The sequence below is a fragment of the Gammaproteobacteria bacterium genome (assembly GCA_016200485.1).
Classification (GTDB): domain Bacteria; phylum Pseudomonadota; class Gammaproteobacteria; order Tenderiales; family Tenderiaceae; genus JACQEP01.
The window spans coordinates 388,971-414,406 of record JACQEP010000010.1 but is presented as its reverse complement, the minus strand read 5'-3'; the positions used below and the strand labels follow the sequence as shown (position 1 = coordinate 414,406).

Annotated in this window: 25 protein-coding genes; 17 read left to right on the top strand and 8 right to left on the bottom strand. The window is 51.1% G+C overall.

Going from position 1 to position 25,436, the window contains the following annotated elements:
• Positions 1–111 precede the first annotated feature (111 nt).
• The 6 genes from hldE (at position 112) to HY272_07305 (ending at position 7,687) form a co-directional block, all read left to right on the top strand.
• On the top strand, positions 112–1,539 hold the full coding sequence (gene hldE / locus HY272_07330; GenBank protein MBI3772495.1) for a bifunctional D-glycero-beta-D-manno-heptose-7-phosphate kinase/D-glycero-beta-D-manno-heptose 1-phosphate adenylyltransferase HldE: 1,428 nt from the start codon (positions 112–114) through the stop codon (positions 1,537–1,539).
• An 89-nt stretch (positions 1,540–1,628) separates the two neighbouring features.
• A complete protein-coding gene (rfaD, locus tag HY272_07325; protein MBI3772494.1) occupies positions 1,629–2,579 on the top strand; it encodes an ADP-glyceromanno-heptose 6-epimerase in 951 nt (316 codons plus the stop codon).
• Positions 2,558–3,571 (top strand): lipopolysaccharide heptosyltransferase II, encoded by a 1,014-nt coding sequence (gene waaF, locus HY272_07320; protein MBI3772493.1) that lies wholly within the window; start codon positions 2,558–2,560, stop codon positions 3,569–3,571. The genes rfaD and waaF overlap by 22 nt, the downstream gene beginning before the upstream one ends.
• Positions 3,562–4,809: an O-antigen ligase family protein gene (locus tag HY272_07315; protein MBI3772492.1), complete on the top strand. Its 1,248-nt coding sequence runs from the start codon at positions 3,562–3,564 to the stop codon at positions 4,807–4,809. The genes waaF and HY272_07315 overlap by 10 nt, the downstream gene beginning before the upstream one ends.
• The gene (locus HY272_07310; protein MBI3772491.1) at positions 4,810–5,586 is read left to right on the top strand and encodes a glycosyltransferase family 2 protein; all 777 of its coding nucleotides are present in this window, start codon (positions 4,810–4,812) and stop codon (positions 5,584–5,586) included. It begins immediately after the preceding gene.
• A 265-nt stretch (positions 5,587–5,851) separates the two neighbouring features.
• Positions 5,852–7,687: a YdiU family protein gene (locus tag HY272_07305; protein ID MBI3772490.1), complete on the top strand. Its 1,836-nt coding sequence runs from the start codon at positions 5,852–5,854 to the stop codon at positions 7,685–7,687.
• A gap of 2 nt (positions 7,688–7,689) precedes the next feature.
• On the opposite strand, the gene HY272_07300 is transcribed toward HY272_07305, so the two are convergent.
• Positions 7,690–8,733 carry a glycosyltransferase family 9 protein gene (locus tag HY272_07300; protein ID MBI3772489.1) on the bottom strand — a complete coding sequence of 348 codons (1,044 nt, stop codon included), beginning with the start codon at positions 8,731–8,733 and terminating at the stop codon, positions 7,690–7,692.
• Between HY272_07300 and HY272_07295 the strand changes: the two genes are divergently transcribed.
• Genes HY272_07295 through HY272_07280 form a run of 4 tightly spaced genes read left to right on the top strand, consistent with a single transcriptional unit; the run spans position 8,717 to position 12,201 of the window.
• Positions 8,717–9,802 (top strand): glycosyltransferase family 9 protein, encoded by a 1,086-nt coding sequence (locus HY272_07295; GenBank protein ID MBI3772488.1) that lies wholly within the window; start codon positions 8,717–8,719, stop codon positions 9,800–9,802. The genes HY272_07300 and HY272_07295 overlap by 17 nt on opposite strands.
• A 5-nt stretch (positions 9,803–9,807) precedes the next feature.
• Entirely contained in the window at positions 9,808–10,278 is a 471-nt protein-coding gene (locus tag HY272_07290; GenBank protein ID MBI3772487.1) for a glycosyltransferase, read from the top strand.
• Complete coding sequence (locus HY272_07285; GenBank protein ID MBI3772486.1) at positions 10,265–11,536, top strand: polysaccharide deacetylase family protein; 1,272 nt, start codon at positions 10,265–10,267, stop codon at positions 11,534–11,536. Before HY272_07290 ends, HY272_07285 begins: the two co-directional genes overlap by 14 nt.
• Before the next feature lie 2 nt (positions 11,537–11,538).
• On the top strand, positions 11,539–12,201 hold the full coding sequence (locus HY272_07280) for a class I SAM-dependent methyltransferase (GenBank protein MBI3772485.1): 663 nt from the start codon (positions 11,539–11,541) through the stop codon (positions 12,199–12,201).
• A gap of 4 nt (positions 12,202–12,205) precedes the next feature.
• On the opposite strand, the gene HY272_07275 is transcribed toward HY272_07280, so the two are convergent.
• Positions 12,206–13,159 carry a glycosyltransferase family 2 protein gene (locus HY272_07275; GenBank protein MBI3772484.1) on the bottom strand — a complete coding sequence of 318 codons (954 nt, stop codon included), beginning with the start codon at positions 13,157–13,159 and terminating at the stop codon, positions 12,206–12,208.
• A 71-nt stretch (positions 13,160–13,230) separates the two neighbouring features.
• Here HY272_07275 and HY272_07270 point away from each other — a divergent pair, with 71 nt between their 5' ends.
• Positions 13,231–14,073, top strand: coding sequence for a class I SAM-dependent methyltransferase (locus tag HY272_07270; protein MBI3772483.1), 843 nt, complete (start codon positions 13,231–13,233; stop codon positions 14,071–14,073).
• Here the strand turns inward: HY272_07270 and HY272_07265 are convergent.
• Entirely contained in the window at positions 14,070–14,903 is an 834-nt protein-coding gene (locus HY272_07265; protein ID MBI3772482.1) for a glycosyltransferase, read from the bottom strand. The genes HY272_07270 and HY272_07265 overlap by 4 nt on opposite strands.
• Before the next feature lie 173 nt (positions 14,904–15,076).
• On the opposite strand from HY272_07265, the gene HY272_07260 reads away from it, so the two are divergent.
• Positions 15,077–15,802 carry a class I SAM-dependent methyltransferase gene (locus HY272_07260; protein ID MBI3772481.1) on the top strand — a complete coding sequence of 242 codons (726 nt, stop codon included), beginning with the start codon at positions 15,077–15,079 and terminating at the stop codon, positions 15,800–15,802.
• 58 nt (positions 15,803–15,860) lie between these two features.
• Here HY272_07260 and HY272_07255 read toward each other — a convergent pair whose 3' ends face one another.
• The 3 genes from HY272_07255 to HY272_07245 are packed head-to-tail and all read right to left on the bottom strand — an operon-like array spanning position 15,861 to position 19,275.
• Complete coding sequence (locus tag HY272_07255) at positions 15,861–17,792, bottom strand: sulfatase-like hydrolase/transferase (protein MBI3772480.1); 1,932 nt, start codon at positions 17,790–17,792, stop codon at positions 15,861–15,863.
• Positions 17,776–18,864 (bottom strand): glycosyltransferase family 9 protein, encoded by a 1,089-nt coding sequence (locus tag HY272_07250; GenBank protein MBI3772479.1) that lies wholly within the window; start codon positions 18,862–18,864, stop codon positions 17,776–17,778. Before HY272_07250 ends, HY272_07255 begins: the two co-directional genes overlap by 17 nt.
• Before the next feature lie 12 nt (positions 18,865–18,876).
• On the bottom strand, positions 18,877–19,275 hold the full coding sequence (locus HY272_07245) for a hypothetical protein (protein ID MBI3772478.1): 399 nt from the start codon (positions 19,273–19,275) through the stop codon (positions 18,877–18,879).
• Between the two features lie 208 nt (positions 19,276–19,483).
• Here HY272_07245 and HY272_07240 point away from each other — a divergent pair, with 208 nt between their 5' ends.
• Together HY272_07240 and HY272_07235 are read left to right on the top strand one after the other, a co-directional pair.
• Positions 19,484–20,461, top strand: coding sequence for a glycosyltransferase family 9 protein (locus HY272_07240; protein MBI3772477.1), 978 nt, complete (start codon positions 19,484–19,486; stop codon positions 20,459–20,461).
• On the top strand, positions 20,458–21,177 hold the full coding sequence (locus HY272_07235; protein ID MBI3772476.1) for a 3-deoxy-D-manno-octulosonic acid kinase: 720 nt from the start codon (positions 20,458–20,460) through the stop codon (positions 21,175–21,177). The genes HY272_07240 and HY272_07235 overlap by 4 nt, the downstream gene beginning before the upstream one ends.
• A 127-nt stretch (positions 21,178–21,304) precedes the next feature.
• On the opposite strand, the gene HY272_07230 is transcribed toward HY272_07235, so the two are convergent.
• Together HY272_07230 and wrbA are read right to left on the bottom strand one after the other, a co-directional pair.
• Positions 21,305–21,640, bottom strand: a complete 336-nt coding sequence (locus HY272_07230; GenBank protein MBI3772475.1) for a 4a-hydroxytetrahydrobiopterin dehydratase — start codon at positions 21,638–21,640, stop codon at positions 21,305–21,307.
• Positions 21,641–21,708: 68 nt separating this feature from the next.
• Positions 21,709–22,320, bottom strand: a complete 612-nt coding sequence (gene wrbA, locus HY272_07225) for an NAD(P)H:quinone oxidoreductase (GenBank protein ID MBI3772474.1) — start codon at positions 22,318–22,320, stop codon at positions 21,709–21,711.
• 392 nt (positions 22,321–22,712) lie between these two features.
• On the opposite strand from wrbA, the gene HY272_07220 reads away from it, so the two are divergent.
• Genes HY272_07220 through sufC form a run of 3 tightly spaced genes read left to right on the top strand, consistent with a single transcriptional unit; the run spans position 22,713 to position 25,434 of the window.
• The gene (locus tag HY272_07220; protein MBI3772473.1) at positions 22,713–23,135 is read left to right on the top strand and encodes an SUF system Fe-S cluster assembly regulator; all 423 of its coding nucleotides are present in this window, start codon (positions 22,713–22,715) and stop codon (positions 23,133–23,135) included.
• Positions 23,136–23,182: 47 nt separating this feature from the next.
• The gene (gene sufB / locus HY272_07215; GenBank protein ID MBI3772472.1) at positions 23,183–24,631 is read left to right on the top strand and encodes a Fe-S cluster assembly protein SufB; all 1,449 of its coding nucleotides are present in this window, start codon (positions 23,183–23,185) and stop codon (positions 24,629–24,631) included.
• Between the two features lie 23 nt (positions 24,632–24,654).
• Positions 24,655–25,434 (top strand): Fe-S cluster assembly ATPase SufC, encoded by a 780-nt coding sequence (gene sufC / locus HY272_07210; GenBank protein ID MBI3772471.1) that lies wholly within the window; start codon positions 24,655–24,657, stop codon positions 25,432–25,434.
• The last annotated feature ends 2 nt before the right edge of the window (positions 25,435–25,436 follow it).

Here is a 25,436-nt window from a genome sequence, read left to right as displayed (position 1 = left end):
AACGCATGGTCGATAATCCTATCATAGATACCCTGGAGGATCAGGCTATCCCTCGGACATATGGTATGATTTCGGGTTTTTAAAGTGGCCATAATCAGGCGTTTGTCGATAATGAAAATCCGTATCCCGAATTTTGAGCGCGCGCGGGTCCTGGTGGTCGGGGATCTGATGCTGGACCGTTATTGGTACGGCACTACCTCGCGCATTTCGCCCGAGGCGCCGGTGCCGGTGGTGCATGTCGGTGAATCCGAGGAGCGGCCGGGTGGCGCGGGCAACGTGGCGCTCAATATCGCGGCGCTGGGTAGCCACGTCGATTTGCTGGGACTGACTGGCCAGGATGAGGCGGCCGATGCCCTGCAGCGGCGCTTGGAGGGTGCGGGGGTCGAATGCCATTTCGAGCCGGTGGCCGGGTTGCCGACCATTACCAAGCTGCGGGTGGTGAGTCGCCATCAGCAGTTGCTGCGCGTGGATTTCGAGAGTGGGTTTCATGAAGTGGATGGCGCTGGCCTGCAGCAGCGGTTTAGCAAGTTGCTTGCAAGCTGCGATGTGGTGGTGCTGTCGGATTACGGCAAGGGCACGCTCAGTGGCGTCAAGGAACTGATCGCCCAGGCGCGGGCCGCCGGTAAGCCGGTGCTGGTCGATCCCAAGGGCAAGGACTATACGATTTATCGTGGCGCGACCTTGATCACGCCGAATCTGTCGGAATTCGAAACCGTTGTCGGCCATTGCCGTAACGATACTGAGATCGTCGCTCGTGGCGAGGCATTGCGTGATTCGCTGGCGCTGGATGCCTTATTGGTGACGCGTAGCGAGAAGGGGATGACTCTGTTGCGCCGTGGCGAGCCGGCCCTGCATCTGCCGACCCGAGCGCAGGAAGTGTATGACGTCACCGGTGCTGGCGATACCGTCATCTCAGCGCTGGCGGCAGCGCTGGCCGCGGGTGAGGATTTGGCCGAGGCGACGGCGCTGGCCAATGTCGCTGCCGGTGTAGTGGTCGGCAAGCTGGGTACGGCCAGCGTGTCGGTGCCCGAGTTGCGGCGCGCACTGAGTGAGCATGATCAGATTGAAGGTGGCGTCGTCGATGAAGAAACCTTGGTGCAGTTGGTCGAAGACGCCAAGGCGCATGGTGAGCGCGTAGTGATGACGAATGGTTGTTTCGATATCCTCCATGCCGGGCATGTTACTTATCTCGATCAGGCGCGGCGCCTCGGTGATCGGTTGATCGTGGCGGTGAATGACGATGCCTCGGTCAAGCGGCTCAAGGGCTCGGAGCGGCCAGTGAATAGCCTGCCGCAACGAATGGCGGTGCTGGCGGCACTGGGCAGCGTCGACTGGGTGGTGCCGTTTGGCGAAGACACGCCAGAGCGGTTGATTTGCCGGGTGCGGCCGAGCGTGCTGGTGAAGGGCGGCGATTATCAGCCGGACGCGATCGCCGGAGGTAAGTGCGTGAAGGACAGTGGTGGCGAAGTGATTGTGTTGGATTACATCGAAGGGTGTTCGACCACGAAGATCATTGATGTGATTCGTGGAAACTATTAATTGGTGGCTAAATACGTAGTACTTAAACTCCTTCCCCCTAAGAGGGGGAAGGGATGTCACCAAGAAATCAGGTAACAGAGGATAACCAAATGATTATCGTCACCGGCGGTGCCGGCTTCATCGGCAGCAATATCGTCAAAGGGCTGAATGAACGCGGTCGCAATGATATCCTGGTCGTTGACGATCTGACGGATGGCACCAAGTTTCGCAATATCGCCGATTGCGATATTGCCGACTATTGGGATAAAGACGATTTTCTAACGCATATTCAATCCGGTCGCTCTTTCGGCAAACCGGTAGATGCGATTCTGCATCAGGGCGCGTGTTCCGCTACCACCGAGTGGGATGGTCGCTACATGATGAAGATTAATTACGATTATTCCAAGGCCTTGTTGCATTATTGCCTGGAACGGCAGATTCCCTATTTGTATGCGTCCTCGGCTTCGGTGTATGGTGCAGGTCCTATCTTTAAAGAATCGCCCGAGCACGAGCAGCCGCTGAACGTCTATGGCTATTCCAAATTCCAATTCGATCAGTATGTGCGCCGTCAGCTGCCGCGCGCGCTGACGCAAGTCGCCGGCTTTCGTTATTTCAATGTCTACGGCCCGCGCGAACAGCACAAGGGCAGCATGGCGAGCGTCGCCTTTCATTTGAATAATCAGATTATCAGGGAAGGCAAGGCGCGTTTATTCGCTGGGTGCGATGGTTATGGCGATGGCGAACAGCAGCGCGATTTTATTTATGTCGGCGATGTTGTCGCGGTGAATTTGTGGTTCCTGGAACATCCGGATAAGTCCGGTATCTTCAATCTGGGTACCGGCCGTTGTCAGAGTTTTAATGATGTCGCGCGCGCGGTGATTGCGCATCATCAGCGTGGTGAAATCGAATACATCCCCTTCCCGGATCACCTTAAAGGCCGCTATCAGAGTTTCACCGAGGCCGATATGGCGGCATTACGCGCCGCAGGTTATACGGCACCGTTCAAAACGGTGGAAGAAGGCGTTGCCGAATACATGCAATGGCTGTCGAAAAATTCCTGATCGTTGGCCCCGCCTGGGTCGGCGACATGGTGATGGCGCAGAGCCTGTTCAAAACGCTACAGCGGCGAGCCCCCGGTGCGGTCATCGACGTCCTGGCCCCAGCTTGGTCGGCGCCCCTGTTGAGGCGCATGCCCGAGGTGCGGCAGCATATTGAGTTAGCGGTGGGGCATGGCGAGTTTGGCTGGGGAGTGCGACGACGCATAGGACATTCATTGCGAGGCGAGAAATACAGCCGGGCGATTATTTTACCCCGTTCCTTTAAGGCCGCTTTAGTCCCGTTTTTTGCGCGAATTCCCCGCCGTATAGGCTATCGCGGCGAATGGCGTTATGGCTTAATCAACGATATGCGGCCGCTGGACAAGTGTATCTTGACCCAAACCGTGCAGCGTTATGTCGCGTTGGGGCTGGACGTGGGAGCACCCTTGCCGCCAGCGGTCGAGTCGCCGCGATTGACGGTCGATGCGGTAAACCAGCAACGCCTGCTTGAGCAACTGGGGTTGAACCTGGAGCGGCCAGTGGTGGGTTTTGTGCCGGGAGCGGAATACGGTCCGGCGAAGCGCTGGCCGACAGAGTATTTTGCGCGACTTGCCGAAAAATTAGCAGGGCTTGGGTGTCAGGTCTGGTTGTTTGGTTCGAGCAAGGACCTGGCGGTGTGCGATGAAATCCAGGCAGTTGCGCCAGGGGTGATCAATCTGGCAGGCAAGACGCGTTTGGAAGATGCCATTGATCTGATTGCGTTGACGCGGCTGGTTGTGACCAATGACTCGGGTTTGATGCACATCGCAGCAGCTATGGAACGGGAACTGATTGCGGTATATGGTTCATCCTCGCCCGGATACACGCCGCCATTAACGGGACGGGCAAAGGTAATTTATTTAAATCTGGAGTGTAGTCCCTGCTTCGAGCGGGAATGCCCATTGGGGCATTATCGTTGTCTGCGCGAGATTACAGTAGAACAAGTATTTGATGAGTGTAAACAACGATGTCGGTAGTGATGTTTGCGGGTGATCGTAGCGGAATTTCAGCATGGAAGGCGCGCTGGATTTATGCGCTGGTGTTTTTGTTTCCGATTGCAGGGGTGAGCGTTAGCCATTGGTATACGACGATTTTCGCCTTGCTGGCGTTTACCGCGTTATGGGATGTCTTTCGTTCCCGCGAGAGGGCGCCTTTGTTGAAAGATGAAAAGATCTGGTTGATCTGCTGCGTCGGATTTTTTGGGTCATTTTTGCTTTCAGCGCTGGCAAATGGTTGGGATGAGGGGCAGACAAAATCCATCGAAGTCGATATTCGTTATCTCTTCGCCGTACCGCTCTATCTGATGCTACGTCGTTTTCCAGAGGCGGGAAAATATCTTTTAGGGGGCGTGGCGTTAGCGGCGATCACATTGGCGGTGCAATCGTACTATGACATGAATATTTTGCATCTTTATCGAGCGCAAGGTTTCTACAGTCCTAATCTGCTGGGGCCGGTGGCAGCGCTGGCAGCGGTATGGATTTTGTGCAGTGTCAGCATATGGCCGCGCATGAAGTGGGGTGTACCGATATTGCTGTTGGCGGCGCTATATGCGGTGATGATGTCAGGGTCACGCGGGGCGTATCTCGGTCTGTTGGCGATGGCGCTACTGTGGGCTGCATTGGCGGTAAAGCGCAGCTGGCGGATGTTGATGGTTGGCTTAGTGTTGTCGGGTGCGGCAGGCGTTTATTACGAGTCAGCTTATGTTAAGCAACGGGTGGACGAGGCGACTAACGAAACGGCTATTTATGTAGAGGCAGACAAGCCGTCGGATCGCATCATGGGTAGCGCCGGGGCGCGTTTCGAATTATGGCAGGTGGGGTTGCGCGCGTTTATGGAGTCACCTGTGGTAGGCGTGGGGAATAAGCATTTCAAGATATATGCGCAGAAATATGTTGAGGCCGGACAAGTTAATCCGGCGGTACTCGATCATGGGCATCCCCATAATGCATTTTTGGAGACGCTAATGTCTCGGGGGTTGATTGGCTTTATATTTTTCGCGGGCATGCTGTGTTATCCACTTTATTTTTTCATCAAAACCCATCGCCAATCGCCTGCAACGGCTTTAATTGGGATGACACATGTTGTGGGATTTATCGTATTTTCCCTGACCGATGCCTCGACGTTCATTATGGGAAATTTCACCTCGATCTTTCTCTTATGCATGGCGATATTCATGACCTGGCATGTCAGCCGGTTCCAGGGAGCGAAGAATTAAGTGGCGCGGCTGTCAGCAGTGTTGATCGTCAAGAATGAGGCCTTGATGCTCGGCGAATGCCTCGCCAGCTTGTCATTCGTCGATGAAATTGTTGTGCTGGATGGTGGTAGTAGCGACGGAACGGTAGAAATTGCGCGGCGCTATACCGACAAGATCATTGTCAATGCCGATTGGCAGGGTTACGGCATGCAGCGGCAGCGGGCTCAGAACGCAGCTACTGGTGATTGGATATTGATGATCGATGCTGACGAGCGAGTTACTCCAGAATTGGAGGCCAGCATACGCTCGGCGGTAGAAGGCGATCAGCGTAATGTCGCCTACTCGATGGCAATTTTGCCTTGGTGTTTTGGCCGCTTCTTGCGGCATGGCGGCTGGTATCCTGCTCCGAAGGTGCGCCTGTATGCGCGTAAAAAGGCGCGCTATGGTGAAGAACGGGTGCATGAGAAGTTGTATTTTGACGCTGACGTTAAATTTGAACAATTGAAAGGTGATTTATTGCATTTCACGTACCGCGATCTCGAGCACTATCTCGTCAAATCGGCGCGCTATGCGGCCGAGTTTGCTACGCAAAGACAGCAGCGTGGCAAAAGCACTTCGCTGCTGACAGGCGTGTTGCACGGAATCGGTTGTTTCATGCGCATGTACTTTATCAAGGTCGGTTTTCTCGACGGGAAACAGGGGCTGTTGATGGCCCTGTTATCGGCGCATTCGACCTTCGTCAAATATGCTGATTTGTGGTCGCGGCAGCAACCTTCTAAAGCGACGCGCATTTCCTGATTGCGATCCTCCACTCTTGAGATGTTCTCGGATCCGGTCTCATTGTCGATCTCCCACGCCAGATGCGTTAATCCATTTCTTCATTCAATAAGCTAATAAAATACAATGAGTTAGCTCCACTGTTGGTGGCGAGTTAAGCGCTGGTTGAAATATATACGCTACTTTTGTTTGGAGGAGGCTTGTTGGGTGGTCTTTGTCCATTAAAGTCAAATGCTTAGATGAACGATATAAATAACATCTGAGGTTGTTGGGTGGGCTTAATATTATGGCTACCGGTAATGCGAAGGATTTTGGTGTGTACTCCCGCTTTTTGAAAATCGACGGGCGTCACCCCTATCGAGATGCAGTGCCGGATGGGTATGTTGATTATGCAGCGTATACCAGGCCCGGCGGCGAGGTGTTTTATTTCAATTTCGATTTGGCCAAGGAAATGGGATTAATTACCAAATCGCATCCTCATGAGCTCAATAAAGAACTGAAAGAAGCAATTCTCTACACTTTTTCGCTGCAGATCATAAATGAGTATGACATCGCTCATAAAACACCGATTGCCGAAAAGGATATCCGTCCCTATAAATACATGGCGACGCGCTATTTACAACTACAACATCCAAGCACCAAGGGATACACGTCTGGTGATGGGCGTAGTATTTGGAATGGTTGTTTTGAAAGTAAGGATGGCATCTGGGACGTGACAAGTTGCGGGACAGGGACGACTTGTCTTAGTCCTGCGGTAGTGTTGGGAAACAAACTGGTTAAAACAGGCGACCCCAATGTCTCCTATGGTTCAGGCCGTTCGGATTTTATCGATGGTCTTTGTGCGGCCATGATGAGCGAGATTATGCACAAAAACGGGATATCTACAGAACGGACGCTGGCGGTGATTTCCTTCGCTGACGATACATCGATCAATGTCAGGGCGGGTAAAAACCTATTGCGGCCAGCCCACTTTTTCCGCTACTTGAAGCAAGATGATTATCCTCGGTTAAAGGGGATGATGGATTATTTTATAGAGAGACAGATCGCTAACGGTGAGTGCGAGAGGCTTTCTGGTGACAAAAGAAAATATCAGGATATTCTTAAAAAATTCGCTATTTCCTTTGCGGAAGCGGCTGCCTGTTTTGAAGTGGAATATATATTCTGCTGGATGGATTGGGACGGAGATAACATTCTAACGGATGGTGGCATCATAGATTATGGCTCAGTACGGCAGTTTGGTTTATATCACCATGAATATCGTTATGACGATGTTGATAGGATGTCTACAACTATTACCGAGCAGAAAAACAAGGCAAAATACATCGTGCAGAATTTTGCACAGATTACCGAGTATCTTATATCGGGGAAAAAAGAGAATATTAAGCATTATAAAGATCATGAGGCGCTAAAATTATTTGAAGAGACTTATCTAAGTAAAAAGCATGAATTGATCCTGTACAGGATTGGGTTCAACATGAATGTGGTTTCAAAAATCCAGAAAGACAAAGAGATAAATAATATTCTTATGGAGTTTGTTGAGGTGTATTCATATTTTGAAAAGGTTAAATCGTCAAAGGGGTTGTATAACATTAAAGACGGGGTGACTTGGGATGCGGTATTTTGTGTGCGCGATATATTGAGAGAGTTGCCTGCTTATTATCTGTCAAATAATAAAGATATGAGTTGTCAGATGTTTGTTGATATTTTGAAATCAAATTATGCGACAAAAGATGATTTGAAGCCGACAATCAGTCGCAATGAGAAAATAAGGCGTTTTCAGAGGTTATACAAGGCTCTTGTCGCGCGTGCAGCCGAGTGTGATGGAGTGTCAGAAAAAAGCATGCTGCGTGAGATAGTGAAGCGATCCAGTTTAATTAATCGCTATGAGCGGATAACAGGCGATTCCATCATTTATGCCTCTGAAGCGTTGGCGAAGGGGAGCGATAGTATGGCGCCAAAGACCAGGCATAAGGTGTTCTCTGAATTTGTGGAGTTGCAGGTTCTGCGGCCTGAAAATAAAAGACGTTACCTTGATTCGAGCGAAAAGTTTAGTAATCGAAATGCCAAGGATGTATTGAATGAGCTTCTGGCTATTGTCAGAGATTGTAGAGAGGGACTCTGAATTTATGGTTGGCCGACGCTCAGTAACTTATTGCTAATCTCATGTGCGGCAGCCTTGATGTCAATGCTGCTCATATCTTCTTTCGCCGCCGATTCAGGTGGTGAGAAAGTTAATCGTCGCGATTCTCTGTTGGTGGTTTGCCAGCGTAGTGCAGTAGCCGAGCGGCGCCGGGGATAAAACGCAGCTGTTGGCCGGTCAAGTGCCCCCGCGATATGCAAGGGGCCCGTGGAGCCACTAATAAACAAATCGGCAATCGCAATGTGGCGCGCGAATTGTTCGAGCCCGGCAGTGGAGTGGTAAATTGAAGCGGCCATATCGCCAATCTTGGCGGCGAGTTGTTGAGCCGGCGCGAGTTCACTGGGACCAGTGCTGATAATGATCTGATGTCCCTGCGAGGAGTGTAAGGTTTGTGCCAGCTGAGCATATTGTTCAAGGCTCAGGTTGTTGGCCGAACCGCCACTGCCTGGATGGATAAAGACCAGCAGTTTGTCTGAATCCAATCTATGCTTAAGGCAAAAATCATTTCGCAACTGTGTCAGCTCTTCTTCCGCAAAGCGTAAATAGGGCGGGGTAGGTGGCGACCCGGAGGTGATGCCAAAATCGCCAAGTAAGCGTAGCGCCAGGTCCTGGTTGTATGCGAATTCGGGTTTTTCCGAGCGTGAGCGCCGTTGGGTCAGTCGCACATGATAGAATATCTGCGCGATTTTGGTGGCAGGGGCCAGGCGGTAAGGGATACCTGCCAGCGCCAGGATTGCCCCGATGCGAGTAGTAGAAAACAGGGTTACGGCGGCATCATAGCCTTCGTCGCGAAGAGATCGTGCCAGAGCCCACTGGGTGAGCCAGGGAGCCTGCGGGCCGGGATCAATGATTGTCTGATTGATTGATGGGCACAGCCGCGCCATATCGGCAGTATAGCTGTTCACCAGGACGTGAATTTCGCAATGAGGCAAAGCCTGGCGCAGTAGTGCCAAGGCTGGCCAACTGAGCATGAAATCACCCAGTTTGTCGTTGCGGATGACAAGGATTTTTTTGAGATCGGTGCACATTATCGAGAAGATTATACGTGGTGCTGCGGTCGGCGCCTATGCGCCATTGTTAAATGAGGTAGGGATGAAATTCTGGTTTAAGAGTGGGGCATGGTGCCGACAGCGGGCGGTGGCATGGGCGGCAAGCGTATGCCCTGAGGATGTTCGCCATGTGGCTGTGATCCGGCACGCCGCGGTTGGCGATATGGTGTTGACCAGGCCCTTTCTGCTTGAGTTGCGGCGATTATTTCCTAATGCGCAATTGACCCTAAGCTTATGTAGCAACTACACCCGTGGTGCGCCGGAGGATCTTGTAGATCGAATTCATGTGGTGTATGGAAATGACCAGCGCCAGGCGTCGCTCAAGACTCAGATTGCGCGAGCGCGGGAGTTGGGTGAGCAGGATATTATTTTCGATCTGGCAGCGACAGCGCGCTCATTCTGGTTGTGTAAGCTGACGAGGGCTAAGCTTAAAGTAGGATTTCCCTATCATGAAATTCAGCGTCACCTTTTTTATGATGTCACGATTCCGCGCTCAGACTTACGTTTTGAGGCGGAAAACATGCTGGAGATGCTGAGTGTCTTTGGTCATTGTTATCAATATCCGCCCCGCTTCGGAATGTCGGTGGAGCCTGCGCAGCGTGCGTGCCCCTATGCATTGTATTTTCCAAGTGCATCGACACGCGAGAAATGCTGGCCGGATGAACGTTTTGCAGAATTGGTCGGGCGTATGGCCGATACCTATCCCACATATGAGCACATTGTGCTGGAAGGGATAGCGGAGTGGGAATCCATTGGTCGAATTATGGCGCCACAGGCGGGACGCAGTAATGTGACGGGTATGCGGCTGGACGATTTTCCGGCCACAGTATCGCTAGTCAAAGGCGCTAATTTGCTCATCAGTAATGACACTGGCATTCGCAACATCGCCATCGCCTGCGAGACACCGACGGTTGGCATATTCTTTGTGACACCCGTATTCCGCTATTGGCCGCGCTATGGCGGGCACGAAGTCGCCTTTAACGCAGATGGCAGCGTGCCTGCTGTGGAGCGTGTGTACGCTGCTGCGCAACGCGTGTTGGCAGGGTAAGTTGAATGAATATTTTACACCTCATGTCGCAAACACATCTGACCGGCCCCGAGGTCTATGTGGCAACGCTATGTCGTAAACTCGTCGCCGACGGACATCACAATTACATCGTCTCCGATACACTGACCGTGCAGGCTGAGGCGGAATATATTCCGATGTCGATACACAATCGTTCGTTACTCAATCGGCTGCGTAATATCGTTTGCCTGGTCAAACTCTGCCGCAGTCGAAACATTGATCTGATTCATGCGCATTCACGGGCGGCAAGCTGGTTGGCGAATATCGTCGCCAAAATTGCGGGCGTGGGGTATGTGTCCACCGTGCATGGGCGGCAAAGTCGGCATGCGGCAAAGCGTAAAACGAATATCTATGGCCGTCATATCATCGTCGTCTGTGAACATCTTGCCGATCATTTGCGGCAGGAACTCAATATCACTGATGCCGATATCAGAGTAATCCGTAATGGCTTTGAGTAGGGTTGCATGGATTGGTCGGCTTACGGGGCCGAAGGGGGAAATCGCCACCAGGATTGTGAATGAAGTGGCGCCGCAGATGCCGGACGTCGAATTCACGATTGTGGGCGGTCCTGTGGAGACCTCGCCGCAGTTGCATCCGGGTGGTAATGTCAAAATGCTGGGGTTTGTGCCGGATGTAAATAAGGTCTTCCGCGAGAATGATGTCATCATCGGTGCTGGTCGGGTTGCTGTAGAGGCGATGCGTGCTGGCTATCCGGTGATTGCTGTCGGTGAGAACCGCTATATCGGTCCCGTTAATGAACAGACCATCGCTATCGCGAAAGCGACCAACTTTGGTGATTGTGATTTGCTACACACATGGACTGGTGCAGAGCTGTTGCGGGATTTAGAAAAAATGCTTAATGGCCAGTTGAGCGTTCCACTGGAACACTATCGTGACTACCTGAGTGATTATGCAATTGACCGGGTATATCCACAAGTGATTGCAGTTTATCGAGAAGCGATTATCGATGATTATTTGGCTCGCTTTAGAGAAATTCCTGTTCTTACTTATCACCGAGTGCTGAAGCTGCCGCCCGCGGGGTCCAGGCATAATATTTATGTCACTGTCGATGAGCTTGAGGCGCAAATTATCAGCCTGAAGCGGCGTGGATTTGAGTTTGTGACATTCAAGGATATTGTCCATGGCGCTCACCCGAAAAAACCAGTCATTCTGACATTTGATGATGGGTACAAAGACAATTTCGAAAACCTGCTGCCATTGCTTGAGCGTTATGGCGCCCGCGCAGTGATTTATGTGCTCGGGGATCGTGGTATTCGCAATAACTATTGGGATATGGCCGATGGTGAGCCGGAGGCGCCACTGATGAATGATGCTGAGGTTCTCGCATGCCATCATAGTGGCTTAGTCGAGATTGCCTCTCATGGAATGACGCACGCTCGCCTTTCCGAATTGAGTGACGTCCTCGCAGATTATGAGATTCGCGAATCGAGACAGGTATTGGAGAAGTTATTAGGGGCGGAGGTGGTCTCTTTTGCCTATCCTTATGGTGAATATGGTCCACGAAACGTGATCTCGGTCAGAGAGACCGGTTATGCCTTTGGCGTGGGGACTGTTTCCGGGCCGGTGGCTATGGTAGATGATCGGATGCGAGTTCGACGGATAACAATGTTTCCCGGCACGACACCCATGCAGTTCAGGAAGAAAACGTCAGGTTGGTATTTGCGGTATTGCAAGCTGAAGGGTAAGGATTTCTAAATATGGTCAGAACGGTCGAGTCGTCAGGGCAATATGAGCTAGGACGCTACTACGAAGGTGTGCGTGGTGAGATGTTGGAGTTCTTGCCTAAGAAGCTAGAGAGAATTCTTGAGATCGGCTGTGGTGAGGCCGGCTTTGCCGAAGCAGTGAAGAGATTGACCGGCGCAGAAGCTTGGGGGCTTGAGCTCAATCAGCTAGCCGCTGGTGTGGCGGCTGAGAGATTAGATCAGTTGTTGCTTGGCGATGTGATCTCGCAAATGGATAATCTGCCAGATCAATATTTCGATTGTATTGTGATGAACGATGTGATCGAGCATCTCATTGATCCAGAAGAGTGTCTGACGCGGCTCAAAGAGAAGCTTGTATCTGGTGGCGTCATTGTATGTTCGATTCCGAATGTTAGACATTATACAAATCTATATAACATGCTTTTCAAGAAGCAGTGGCGTTATGAGGACGCTGGGATTTTGGATAGAACCCATCTCCGATTTTTTACTGAAAAGAGCATACGCGAGATGTTTGTGAGGCTAGGGTTTAATGTTCAGATATTAAAGGGAATAAATCGGACTACTCATCGGACGCCGAGAGTTGTGAATGCGTTAACCCTTGGCTGGTTGTCAGATGCCATGTTTCTACAATTTGGTTGTCGTGTGAGTCCTCGCTAGAGTTTTAAGGTAACGATTTGTAAAGGCGTAGTCCCGCAGCTTCTTTTATGGCGAGCTGAATTGGGTTACGTGGAGATGTTGCAAAGAGCTGGTCTCGATTGGCGATTAATAGTCTGAGTATGGGCCAATTGATGATGTGCTTTTCATGTTTTTTGTAATAGCCAATTAACTTTTGGAGCAATGGATCGGGTTGTTCTAGCCTGATTTGCAGATCTAGCATCTGTTGAAGATATGATATTTTATTGTCTAGACGTTGCTTCTGGCGTTGATATTTATTTTTATAACGCTGGTGGAAGTTGATGGTGGTGGGCTCACTTGCTTTCCCCGTTACACTCTGAGCATGTTGGCGATAATGTATCAGTGGTTGATCCAGGAATTTGATTGTGCCAAGTGTTGCAGCAATAAAAGCCACCCATTGGTCGTGAAATAAGGTATCAGGAATAGGCGAAATATATTCAACGATCTCGCGCCTGAATAGCATGGTATGCGCTGCCACGCAATTGCCAAGATAAAAAGACCGAGGACAGTGCCCGTCGACAAACTTTATCGAGTAACGTTGATCAAGTGTGGTATCGAGAAGTTGGCCGTCTTCACTCATTAGGCGTGAGTTAGAATAGATGAGGGTGTTATCATCAATTTTGCTGATCATAGCTTCGAGTTTGTTAGGTAGCCAGATATCGTCCTGATCGGCTGGAGCAATAAATAGTCCGCTGGCTTTGCAGCAGGCCTGTTCGAAGTTTTTACGGAACCCCAGGTTTGAGTTATTGATCCAGACTTTGAAGTTTTGGTTGTGTCGGTATTCGCTGAGAATTAAAGGAGTTTCATCGGTAGAACAATCGTCACAAACGATAATCTCAATCTTTTTATACGTTTGTCCAAAAATAGAATCAATCTGCTGTCGCAGATGTTTTTGGCCGTTGTAGGTGATAAGTACGACGGAGATTAGCGGAGATGCCATGGCTGTATGGATAAGAATAAATTATGTGTATTATATACAAATTTTAATAGTGCCGCATGCTGGAGTGACTGATGAAATATGAGAATACCTATACGGCGTGTCCCGCGTGTGGCGATAAGCAAATCCAGTTATTGATAAAGGACTTCAGAGGCAACCAAATTTTTCGCTGCCGTGCGTGCAGCGTCCAGTTTATGAATCCGGTATATGCGGATGCATATCTGGCAGATTATTACGCCGGATACTATGGTGGTGGAGAATCTGGGCAAGATATCGCTGCTTCACAGGAGCGAACCAACCGGGCAAAGCAGGTTTTTATTGACCGGTATTTTGAGCGTCCTGGCAGAGTGCTCGATTTCGGGTGTGGCAATGGAAATTTTGCGGATTTTGCAATGCGTCATGGTTGGCAAGTGGTTGGTTATGACGTGGATTGTGACGCCATGGCACGAGTTAGTGATCGTCTAAAGATTAATATTGCGTGCGGTCCATTGGATGGCGTGGATTGGCAGGATCAAAAATTCGATTTAATACATGCGCATCATGTGGTCGAGCATCTCAAACATCCGGTGCGTGATCTTAAGATTCTGGCGAATCTATTGGTGCCCGGCGGTTACATTTATATTGGTGTCCCCAATATTCACGCTTGGTCTGCCAGAGTTAAGTATCTAATGGAAAAATTGGGTCTGAAGCGTGGCAGAGTGGGCAAGTACTATGACTCAGATCACCATGTGTTTTATTATTCACCGCAGTCAATGCGTCGTTTGCTCGAGCTTTGTGGGTTTGAGATGGTGCTGTCGATGAATGGTGCAAAATCGACGGTGGGTAATGCCCGTGGGGTTCGGTACTGGCTTTATCGGTTGCAGAATTTAATATATTCTAGCTCTTCTTTCTTTGTGATTGCGCGTAAAAAGGTTTAAGAAGTGGCAAGCTTTACAATCCCATTCTTGCAAACAAACTCCTTGTTTTCCCGGTTACGGCGACTGATGGCCATATTGACTTCGGCATCCTGCCGCCGACTCTCGTGATAGAGATGGTAGGTTACGGCCTGGAACTTGATGTTCTTGGTGAACATGCCGAGGCCATTGAATCGCCATTCCAGATCGTCATCTTCGCCGCCGATACCCGGTAAGTCTTCATTGTAACCGTTAATTTTCTCGATGTCGGATTTGTAGCAGGAAAAGTTGCAACCCATGATGCCCAGTTGGCGGTTCTTGGCAAGGTTATGTAGAAAAGCTGAAGCAAATCCGACCTCATAGTCGCGGATGCCATCCCGATGCAATGGTATGGTGTGTAAGAAAAACCACATTCTATTTTCATATTGCTGAGCGAGATTTGGTGATTTTCTGATTTTGGTGGATTCTTTGGGGCCAAGATAGACTCGGCGCGCGGTACAGATACGGGCGGACTCGGCGTGGCGCAGGTGCATTTCTATCAAGCGCGAGTGGGGGATGCAGTCGCCATCAATAAAGATTAAATAGGGAGCTTGAGCGTTAGCGATAGCCTGGTTAACGGCCCGGGTTTTGCGAAAGCCTTTATCTTCCTGGGTCAGATGCCGTAAATTAAGTGAGCGTGGTGCCTGGTTGGCGATGTAGTCGGCCATGGCTGGACAGCCTCCATCCTCGGTAACGATCACCTCAAAATGGGATTCCGTCTGGCGGGTTAGCGCCAGGAGGATGCAGTGAAGCGCCTCGACATCTTTATAGACAGCGATAATTACGCTCGCTTTAGGGGGGGTGTGATCTTGCATTTGAGACGGAAGCAGTGTGCAATGTTGATGCTGGTATTATACTTGTGCTGCGTTCGAAGGTCGAATCCAATAATTTTAATAATTGCTCAACAATATGATAGTTAAGGGGTTTTATAGTGTTTAGGGCGTGTGTTGTTTGTCAGAGCTGTGATCATGTACGTAGTTATTGTGACATGAAGGGCTATCATTATCTTAAGTGTGGTTTCTGTGGATTGGTGTATATCGACGAACTGGAGCGCACCGATAAAATCTACAAGGCTTATAGCGGCGGCTTGTTAAAGTCTCTGCGCCGTAAATTGATTTCGCCATTTCGGCGCTTTCATCATGATCGCAGTTTTACTCAGTCGATGGCACGGGCGGAGACGATTTTTGGTTTTGCTGCCCAGCAGGTGAATTCCGTTGGCAAGTATTTGGATATTGGCTGTAACAAATGTTACTTGTTAGCCCATGGCATCAAACAGGGCTGGGATGTATATGGCTGTGAGTTGGTGCCGGAGTTGTCGGCGCCATTTCGTAATTCCTACAAACAGTATCGTGAGCATATTTATTGCGGCCGTTTTGTTGATGTTCGTCCAAAATTTGAAAACAATACCTTCGAACTAATTACAGCAATCGATGTAATCGAACATTTTGAGGATGTGGTTGCTGATATGCGCGGGATTTTTGACATTCTCAAGCCGGGGGGTGCCTTTGTGATCCAAACGCCAGATGCGGCCTGCGAACAGGCCAAGCGTGGTGGTTGCCATTGGGGCGCATTAAAGCCTTTGGAGCATTTGCACCTGTTTAATCAAAAAAGTTTGGAGATGATGGCGCGGCGTGTTGGTTTTCGTGATGTCCAAGCCGTTCAGAAACCTTTTGAAGAGGCGGACGGGAATTTTGTTGCGGTGTTACGCAAGTAGAGGCGATTCACGAATCGCCCTTATATGGGTTTAACGCGGGGCGATTCGTGAATCGCCCCTACCGTAAACGATACTGCCGTTCCGTATACGCCGTCTGCGCAAAGGTCGGATAAGCGAGCGCTTTGTCGACCAGCTCGTTGAACTGTTCAGTCTCAGTCAATTTCCCATCTCGATAGAAGAAACTCTTCGGGGCCAGATCTTTCTGCAAGATCACGACACGGTCACTTTCCATATATGCCTGTAGCGTATTGAACAGCATAATAGCGCGGCCAGGCAGGGCGCGCGCCTCGGCGCGGGTCAGATCGCGGCCGGGCATCGGATTGATGGTGGAAACGCCGAGTAACGACAATATCGTCGGGTCTAGATCAATCTGGCTGGCGATATTGGTGTATTTTTCCGGCTTGATATCGGCCCCGAGAACCAGCGCAGGGATATGGAAACGCTCGATAGGCACCAGTGAGTTACCGTAGACGCGGGAGTTATGGTCGGCGACGATCAAAAATAGTGTGTTATTCCAGTAGGGCGCTTTGCGCGCCTGGGCGATGAACTGACCGAGCGCATAGTCGGCATATTTGACGGCGTTGTTGACGGTGTTTTTCTCTGGTTCGTAAAGCTCGATCCGGCCATCTGGAAACTGGAACGGCGAGTGATTGGATGAGGTGAATACCAAACTGAAGAATGGTTTATCGCCTTGTTGCAAGAACTGTTCGTGAGCTTTGTTGAATAAATCTTCATCAGACACGCCCCACGATCCCCTGAATACAGGGTTCGGATAGTCGTTCTGATCGGTGACATGTTTAAAGCCATTGCTCATGAAGAAACGGCGCATGTTGTCGAAGTTGGCGTCGCCGCCGTAGATGAAGCCGGTGTCGTAACCTTGTTCCTTTAATGCTTGGGCGATGGTAAAGAAATCTTTTTGCGAGTTGTTGAGTTTAACAACGCCGCCCGCCGGGAGGGGAGGAAAGCCGGCGCTGACGGCTTCGATGCCGCGAATGGAACGGGTACCGGTGGCATAGAGGTTTTCAAACCACAGGCCTTCATCGCCAAGCTTGTCGAGATTGGGCGTGAGTGGCAGGCCGCCGAGACGGCCGACGAATTCAGCGCCCAGACTTTCTTCCAGTACAATGACCAAATTCAGTGGCCGGGCGCGTGTTACCGTGGCCTGTTGTTTGTGCAGCATTGGTAGCGCCGGGTTGATGAATGCGCTTTCAGGGAAGCCGGTTTCTGCCTTGACGATTTTGATGGCCTGCTCGGCAGGCATATGGCCAAATTTGAAGCCGCCTTCGGCCTCGAAATTGGCCAAATAAATTGAATACAGCACAGTGTACGCAGAGTTCAGTGGTAGCTCGTTGACCATTGAATCCTGGGTGAGATAGACCGTGGCGGGTCCCGCGGCGCGATGGTCAAGGCTGGAGCGTCCGAGGGCGACGAAACTGAAAAACAGTGCTGGAACCAGCAGCAGCGACGGCAGAATCCGGGTCGGGTGCTCCAGGCGCCATTGTTTGTGCATGAAGCGGAAAAAATAACGGGTGCTAAGCGGTATCAGAATGGCGGCGATCAATAGTTGCAAAGGATATTGCGCCAACAGTGTCGAGGATACTTCTTTGTAGTGATTGAGGTATTCGACAAAAATGTGATTTGGGCGCGAGTCGTATTGATTGATGAACGATGGCGTGGAAAGCTCCATGAAGATGATGAAGGTGAACCATGCGGTGATATAAATTACGAAGAACTTTTTCCAGAAGTTGAACAGGCTGATGCGTGTTGTGAACAGCGGTGTCAGCGAGGCCGGAATGATCAGGATCATGGCCAGCATGATCAGATCAAAACGTAGCCCCTGAATGAAGATAAAGGAAAAATTACCGGTATCGTTCACCCGGCCAAATTGCCATAGCGTGAGACCGAGACGCGACAACGTCAGGACGGCGATGATGGCCAGCATCGGCGCCAGGATCAGGCGCAGGGATTTGAGACTATGAATGAGAGGCATGTTCTGATTTTGCTCTTGATAAATATTTGTTTACGGCCCGATCGATGGCGGCACATACATCTGCCACCTGAATGCGTTCCATAGTGCCCGGATCTCGAACCCGGATACCCCAGGGTAGTTCGGCCACCGGTTTGCCGTATTTTGCCTGAACCGCCTCCGGGTACCTGGAGACCACGAGATCGGGATTCAAGTAGGGACGGGCCCGGTCCGGATTGGTGGTGGCGTACAGACCGATCACCGGGGTGCCAACGGCAGTGGCCAGGTGGGCCGGGCCGGAGTCTGGGGCGATCACCAAATCGGCAGCCGCCAGTACGGCCAATAGCTCTTTGATCCCGGTTTGACCGATTAAGTTCACTACCGGCGCCTTGGTGGTGGCGCAAATCTGGGCACCATAATCGTGTTCAATGGCACTTGGGCCGCCGCACAGGACCACCTGCATGCCATAAACGCTGGCTGCATGGTCGGCGACGGCAGCGTAACCCTTGGCGGTCCAGTTGCGGTAACTCATGCTGGAACAGGGGCTGATGACCAGGGTTGGCCCGTTATCCGGCAGGCAGTGATGGGCAAACTCGCAGGCCACTGCCGGGATCGGGATCTTCCACTCCAAAACATGTTCTTCGATGCCGAGGGCCTCGGTGAAAGCGAAGAAACTGTCGATCACATGTTGCCGCGGCTTGGTCGCGATGCGTCGATTGGTGAATAGCCATTGCAAATCCTTGGCGCGACTGCGGTCGAACCCGAGTCGAATGTCAGCCGAAATCAAGAGACTGGCCAGGCTGGCGCGCAAAGACATTTGCATGTGCAGTAACACGTCAAAGCGGCGGCCACTCATTTGCTGGCGCAGTTGTGTGTAAGCGCAGAGTCCTGCATTCTTGTCAAAGACAATGAATTCAACGTCAGGAATATCAGAAACAAGTTGATGCTCCAGCTTGCCTATCACCCAGGTAATCTTGGTCTGTGGCCAGTGTTTTTGCAGCGTGCGGACGATGGGCAACGTATGGCTGATATCGCCAAGGGCAGAGAGACGCAGCAGGCAAATATTTTTTGGCGCTGCAGCCAACGGTAGTTTCATGATATGACGGGATTAACTCTTGCGCCGATAATCGGCATAGGATTTTTCTTCCACCAATGCCGAACCGACCTTGACGTTGATCGTACGCTTGACCGCCGCGCGCTCGTCATTGGTCACATACACGGCGCGTGCCAGCTCGATAAATTGCTGATCAAAGGTGCCATCACGCTCTTTATCGCGGATGTCATCTTCGATGATCCACAGTTTTTCATTGATGGCCTTAAGCTGAGCGATTTCGGCGGCGATGTTGTGTTTTGAAAATGGCGACTTGGCCCAGGTCTGGCGCAAGGTGTTGAGTTCGGTATGGATGTTTTTGAGTTTGGCGGGATCGCTGATGCGTTCGGCCTTGATTTCGAGGATGGTAATTTTGTCGAGGAATTCCCCAACCGAAATTTCAGTGGTTAGATTCATGGTGTCTTTATTTCGTAGATATATAGGTGATAATAGGGCGCAATGTTACTGGATGGTCGCTGAAAAGGCCACCAGCCGCCCCGAGAGGTGGAGGAGGGGCCCCTGCTCTGCGCCTCGGGTGAGCCACCCTCGGTGGGACGGTGCCGTCAGGGGCTAGGGCGTCGCCGATGACTGGCCGGACTTCAGAGAGGAAACTAATCGTTTGAAAATGCTGGTGATTCGAGTGGGCCGAGTGGGCGATATGCTGATGATCACGCCCGCTGTAAGGGCGCTGTTGGACCAATATCCCGAGGCTGAGCTGCACTTGTTGACCAGCGCCGATGGCCAGCGGGTGTTTAAGGGTTTTTCGCCGCGACTGACGACTTTCCTCCTCCATGATCGCAAGGCGCTGTTGGCCGGGTTACATCTGAAGCGGTTGTTGAAACAGGTGCAGGCGACGGGCTACGACAGTGCCTTTTGTTTTGAGCTTAATCCCAGTTTTGCACCGTTTTATCAGGCCGCTGATGACGGTGGCCATTGCATCGACATGAGCCAGCCCGAGGCTCACTATGCCCGTCGCTGTCTGGATGTCGTTGCCCATGCAGTTAATAAGCCGATGGATGGATATTGGCTGACTCTGCCGGTTACCGAGGAGGCGCGCGCCAAGGCACGAGGAATACTGGCTGACGCTGGGATTGACGACCAAACGTTTGTGATCGGAATGCATCCCACTTATAGCGGCCTGAAAAAGGTGGCATGGCGGCGAAACATGGATACCGGTCGCCGCTGGCCAGCAATCGCCTTTGCCGAGTTGGCCAAGTTGCTTGTTGCCCATGGGGAAGAACATAAGCTGAAATTGCGCATTATTATGGATCTGATGCCAGAAGAAGCAGCTGTTGGTGAAGAAATCGTGCAGTCGAGCGGAGGTAAAATCACCATGCTTACCCCACCGCTGGATTTTCAGCGTTATAAAGCTATCCTGCAGCGTATGAATCTGTTGATCACCACCGATACCGGGCCGATGCATATCGGCGGCGCAGTGGGGACACCACTGGTCGCCTTGTTCGGTGGCACTAATCCGGAAGACAGCGGTGCTTATGTGCCTGCTGAGCGTTATCAAATCGTGCAATCACCGACTAAACTGATTGCCGATATCACCCCAGCGCAGGTTTTTGACGCCTGTCAGAGGTTTCTACCCAATTCATGAATATCGACGCCCAAGAAATTAAGCAAGGTGACAGCTTCATCCTGTTCGATGCGGCGATGATTGCGGCTCCAGCGGCTGACTTCTTTGAGCTGGAATATTGGCGAAATTCGAACGCTATGGTGAGCAGCGCCCAAGGACGCGCTGCGGCATGCATCTTTCGCTACCAAGATCATGAGTATGTATTGCGTCGTTATCGGCGTGGCGGCTGGATGGCTAAACTCAGTGCCGATCGTTATCTTTGGACTGGTTTGGAACAAACCCGCGCCTGGTGCGAATGGCATCTGTTGGCAGAGATGTATCAGCAAGGTTTGCCGGTGCCGCGGCCAGTCGCGACGCGGGTGCGGCGTCATGGTCTGTGCTATAGCGCCGATCTGATTACCTTGCGGCTACCGAACGTTGAGACCTTGGCAGATCGATTGGCGCAAACCGCTTTGCCTGAATCGCAGTGGAAAATTGTTGGGCGCACGATTCGACGCTTTCATGACGCGGGTATCTTTCACGCCGATTTGAACGCGCGGAATATTTTGCTGGCTGAGGCCGGGCAAGTCTTCTTGATAGATTTTGATAAAGGCGAGCGGCGTGTGCCGGATTCAAGCTGGCAACGGGAAAATTTGCAACGCCTGCAACGTTCATTAAACAAGATTAAAGCGATTACAGCCGATTTTAACTTCGATGAAACGGCGATGCAGCGGCTGATGAAAGGATATCTGAAATAGGAGCGCCTCTGGCGCGATCATCGCGGCAAAGCCGCTCCTGTGGTTATGTTTGCAGGTCGTAGGGTGCGCCGCATGCACCATTAACTACGGCTATAGCCGGGTGCTTCACGATTTTGTAAAACTGTATTCACACAAGTGCATCAGTCTTGGCCGCCATAATAAAATCATTTTTATGCAGCCCCTTTATCTTGTGGCTCCACCATGAGACCGTCACCTTGCCCCATTCCGTCAATATCGCAGGGTGATGGTCTTCCTGGTCGGCGAGTTCTCCGAGTTTGTTGGTAAATGCCAGTGCTGTTTTGAAATCTTTAAAGGTGAATGTCCGGCGTAAACGCTTAACGCCGTCAATTTCAACAATTGTCCAATCAGGAATTTGTTGCATATATTCATCGATCTCCTTTGGCGTTGCCAAGGGAGCGCCGATCTGACAGGCCTCACATTTTAGTTTGCGTAGAGTATTCATGGTTGGCTCCTTAAGTTTTGTCTGTCCGCGCCAAACCCGGAGAGCTTAGGGCTCAGTCATCGACCACTTCAGCCACGGAGTCGCGAGGCAATTGTCGCTACATGCTTGCCCTGATATCTCGCGGCCGCTAATTCGTTATCGCTGGGCATGCGTTCGCCTTTACCTCCAGCAATGGTGGACGCGCCATACGGTGAACCGCCGGTAATTTCGTCAGTGCGCATCTGACCCTGAAAGCTGTAGGGCAGGCCAACGACAACCATGCCGAGATGTAAAAGTGTTGTATGAAAGCTCAGAATGGTGGATTCCTGTCCGCCGTGTTGTGTCGCCGAACTGGTAAAAACACTGCCTGCCTTGCCGACAAGGTCGCCGCTTAACCAAAGCTTGCCAGTGGCATCCAGGAGCTGACGCATTTGGCCGCACATGTTGCCAAAGCGAGTCGGAGTGCCGAATACCAACGCATCTGCCGCACCAAGTTCTTCAACTGTGCAGACAGGAATGTGTGCTTGTTGCTCAGCAGACTGTAAGGCGCCCATTTTATCTAGAACGTTATTAGGCAGGGTTTCGGGTACTCTGCGAAGTTCGGCATTTATACCTGAAATTTCTTTGGCACCTTCGGCAACAGCCTCTGCCATTTTTAAAATGTGTCCGTACATAGAATAATAAACGACAAGAATTTTCATGGCCGTCCTCCTTGGTAAGTGACCAATAATGGAGTTTGTTTACAGCGTTTGTGTCGAACGCTGTTTCATCATACGAAAAATGATGGATTACTTGCGTGGTGTGTCGTCCAGTGACTTTTCAATAATAGCAAATCTTCCCGATTATGATATGAGCCGGTGAGGATCATCTACTAATAATGTAGAAACTGCTTTTAATCTCTGCGGGTGTAATTCCCCGCGGCTCGTTGCGTTTATTTGGCTTGCTGCAAATTTACATATAACCCAATTCATTAGGTCAGTTCTTCATGCAAAGCACTTTTGACCTGTTGACGATTGCAAACCATTCTCTGTAAGTGGTTGCATCGGAACTATATAGGACTACAATTGTCCTATATAGCATATTGAGGTGTAGCATGTTGCGAATGAGCAAGCTGACGGACTATGGCATCGTCATTATGAGTTATCTGGCAAAAACCCCGCAGCAAATGCAGTCTGCCACCGAGATTGCAGTCAATGTCGGGGTTGCGCTGCCGACAGTGAGCAAGATCCTGAAAATCCTGACGCGGGAGGGATTTTTAACCTCCCAGCGTGGCTTGAAAGGCGGTTACTCGCTGGCGTTTTCGGCAGACGAGATTTCGATTGCTGATCTGGTTGATGCCCTGGAAGGTCCAATTGCGCTGACTGAATGTAGTTACGCCAAAGGTATGTGCCAACAGGAACGCAGCTGTTCAGTGCGCCAAAACTGGTTGCGGATCAATCAGGTGATACATGACACCCTGGACGGCATCCGTCTGGCACAAATGAACGGCACTATCAGCGCCAGCTCGCTGCGCTAGCGTGCAAGACACTAACCGAGGGAACCTCTGATTAATCTGGAGAACTTATGTCAAAAGAAGCGCTTAATATTAGTCAAATCATCGCCAAGGATTATCAGGCGGGATTTGTCACCGAGATTGAAAGCGATACGCTGCCGCGCGAATTGAATGAAGAGGTTATTCGCACCATTTCTGCCAAGAAGAATGAACCCGAGTTCATGCTGCAGTGGCGCCTTGATGCCTATCGTCACTGGCTGACCATGCGAGAGCCAAGCTGGGCGCATATCAAGCATCCGCTAATCGACTATCAGGCGATCAGCTATTATTCAGCGCCTAAGCAACAGGCTCGCCCCATGAGTCTGGATGAGGTTGACCCTGAATTACTTCGCACCTATGAAAAACTTGGTATCCCGCTAAGGGAGCAAGAGATGCTGGCTGGTGTGATAGCGGTCGATGCCGTTTTCGACAGCGTTTCGGTGGCGACTACCTTTAAGGAGACACTGGCCAAACAAGGTATCATTTTCTGCTCTTTTTCCGAGGCCGTGCAGAAACATCCTGAGCTGGTGCAGCGCTATCTCGGTACGGTTGTTCCGCCAGGTGACAATTTCTTTGCCGCGCTGAATTCAGCGGTTTTCAGCGACGGTTCGTTCTGCTACATCCCCAAAGGTGTGCACTGCCCGATGGAGCTGTCGACCTATTTTCGTATCAACGCCGCCACCACCGGTCAGTTTGAACGCACGCTGATTATCGCCGATGAAGGTAGTTATGTCAGCTATCTGGAAGGCTGCACGGCACCGATGCGCGACGAAAATCAGTTGCACGCCGCGGTAGTGGAGCTGATTGCGCTCGACAATGCACAGATCAAATATGCGACGGTTCAAAACTGGTATCCCGGTGATGAACAAGGAAAAGGCGGCATCTACAACTTTGTTACCAAGCGCGGTGATTGCCGTGGTGTAAACTCAAAGATCTCCTGGACTCAGGTAGAGACAGGCTCGGCCATCACCTGGAAATATCCCAGTTGCATCTTGCGCGGTGATAATTCGGTCGGCGAATTCTATTCCGTCGCGCTGACCAGCAAGTATCAGCAGGCGGATACCGGTACCAAGATGATTCACATCGGCAAAAATACGCGTAGCACTATTCTTGCCAAGGGTATCTCCGCCGGCCATGGCCAAAATGCTTATCGTGGACTGGTGAAAATTCACAAGGATGCCGAGCATGCGCGTAATTACACCCAATGCGATTCGCTGTTGCTGGGTGATCAATGCGGTGCCCACACCTTTCCCTATATTGAGGTCAAAAATGCCACGGCAAAGGTTGAGCATGAGGCTTCCACCTCGAAAATCGGCGAGGATCAGTTGTTCTACTGCAGACAGCGCGGCATGTCGCAGGAAGACGCGGTTTCGATGATCGTTAATGGTTTCTGTAAGCAGGTGTTTCGCGAGTTGCCGATGGAGTTTGCGGTCGAAGCGCAGAAACTGATGAATGTCAGTCTGGAAGGAGCAGTGGGATGAGCGTGATCAGCAAGCACGAAGTGATATTACAGATCGACAACCTGCATGTCAGTGTTGGTGGCAAGCCGATTTTGCGCGGCATCGACCTGACCGTCAGGACAGGTGAAGTGCATGCCATCATGGGGCCGAATGGCTCTGGCAAAAGTACGCTCGCGTACATTCTGGCCGGCCGTGAAGGTTATCAGATCACTGAAGGCACAATCCGCTATCGCGGCGAGGACTTAACTCAGCTGGTGCCGGAACAACGCGCAAGGCAAGGTATCTTTCTCGCTTTTCAGTATCCGGTGGAAATCCCCGGTGTGGCGAACGTCTATTTGCTGAAATCCGCGCTCAACGCGATCCGGCTGGAACGGGGGCTGGAGGCGTTGGATGCCGTGGAGTTTCTCGAGCGGGTACAGGAAAAGATGGCCAAAATCGATATGAAGCCGGATTTTCTACAGCGCAATGTGAACGAAGGTTTTTCGGGCGGCGAAAAAAAACGCAACGAGATATTGCAAATGGCGCTGCTGGAGCCAACGCTGGCGATCCTTGATGAAACCGATTCGGGACTCGATATCGATGCGCTCCGGACCATCGCCAATGGTGTCAATGCCATGCGCAGTCCTGAGCGGGCCATGATAATGGTGACGCACTACCAACGCCTGCTTGATTACATCGAGCCTGATTTTGTCCACGTCATGAGTGGCGGCCGTCTGGTTAAATCGGGTGGTAAGGAGCTGGCGTTGGAACTGGAAAAAAGGGGTTACGAGTGGATTGAGGTGCAAACGCCAAATGCGGTGGCACGGGCAGCGGCGGGAGTCTGAAC

Excerpts from the sequence above, each read along its gene's own strand:
- hldE (MBI3772495.1), top strand. The coding sequence starts at position 112 with ATGAAAATCCGTATCCCGAATTTTGAGCGCGCGCGGGTCCTGGTGGTC.
- rfaD (MBI3772494.1), top strand. The coding sequence starts at position 1,629 with ATGATTATCGTCACCGGCGGTGCCGGCTTCATCGGCAGCAATATCGTC.
- waaF (MBI3772493.1), top strand. The coding sequence starts at position 2,558 with ATGGCTGTCGAAAAATTCCTGATCGTTGGCCCCGCCTGGGTCGGCGAC.
- HY272_07315 (MBI3772492.1), top strand. The coding sequence starts at position 3,562 with ATGTCGGTAGTGATGTTTGCGGGTGATCGTAGCGGAATTTCAGCATGG.
- HY272_07305 (MBI3772490.1), top strand. The coding sequence starts at position 5,852 with ATGGCTACCGGTAATGCGAAGGATTTTGGTGTGTACTCCCGCTTTTTG.
- HY272_07300 (MBI3772489.1), bottom strand. The coding sequence starts at position 8,733 with ATGTGCACCGATCTCAAAAAAATCCTTGTCATCCGCAACGACAAACTG.
- HY272_07290 (MBI3772487.1), top strand. The coding sequence starts at position 9,808 with ATGAATATTTTACACCTCATGTCGCAAACACATCTGACCGGCCCCGAG.
- HY272_07285 (MBI3772486.1), top strand. The coding sequence starts at position 10,265 with ATGGCTTTGAGTAGGGTTGCATGGATTGGTCGGCTTACGGGGCCGAAG.
- HY272_07280 (MBI3772485.1), top strand. The coding sequence starts at position 11,539 with ATGGTCAGAACGGTCGAGTCGTCAGGGCAATATGAGCTAGGACGCTAC.
- HY272_07275 (MBI3772484.1), bottom strand. The coding sequence starts at position 13,159 with ATGGCATCTCCGCTAATCTCCGTCGTACTTATCACCTACAACGGCCAA.
- HY272_07270 (MBI3772483.1), top strand. The coding sequence starts at position 13,231 with ATGAAATATGAGAATACCTATACGGCGTGTCCCGCGTGTGGCGATAAG.
- HY272_07265 (MBI3772482.1), bottom strand. The coding sequence starts at position 14,903 with ATGCAAGATCACACCCCCCCTAAAGCGAGCGTAATTATCGCTGTCTAT.
- HY272_07260 (MBI3772481.1), top strand. The coding sequence starts at position 15,077 with ATGAAGGGCTATCATTATCTTAAGTGTGGTTTCTGTGGATTGGTGTAT.
- HY272_07255 (MBI3772480.1), bottom strand. The coding sequence starts at position 17,792 with ATGCCTCTCATTCATAGTCTCAAATCCCTGCGCCTGATCCTGGCGCCG.
- HY272_07250 (MBI3772479.1), bottom strand. The coding sequence starts at position 18,864 with ATGAAACTACCGTTGGCTGCAGCGCCAAAAAATATTTGCCTGCTGCGT.
- HY272_07245 (MBI3772478.1), bottom strand. The coding sequence starts at position 19,275 with ATGAATCTAACCACTGAAATTTCGGTTGGGGAATTCCTCGACAAAATT.
- HY272_07240 (MBI3772477.1), top strand. The coding sequence starts at position 19,484 with ATGCTGGTGATTCGAGTGGGCCGAGTGGGCGATATGCTGATGATCACG.
- HY272_07235 (MBI3772476.1), top strand. The coding sequence starts at position 20,458 with ATGAATATCGACGCCCAAGAAATTAAGCAAGGTGACAGCTTCATCCTG.
- HY272_07230 (MBI3772475.1), bottom strand. The coding sequence starts at position 21,640 with ATGAATACTCTACGCAAACTAAAATGTGAGGCCTGTCAGATCGGCGCT.
- wrbA (MBI3772474.1), bottom strand. The coding sequence starts at position 22,320 with ATGAAAATTCTTGTCGTTTATTATTCTATGTACGGACACATTTTAAAA.
- HY272_07220 (MBI3772473.1), top strand. The coding sequence starts at position 22,713 with ATGTTGCGAATGAGCAAGCTGACGGACTATGGCATCGTCATTATGAGT.
- sufB (MBI3772472.1), top strand. The coding sequence starts at position 23,183 with ATGTCAAAAGAAGCGCTTAATATTAGTCAAATCATCGCCAAGGATTAT.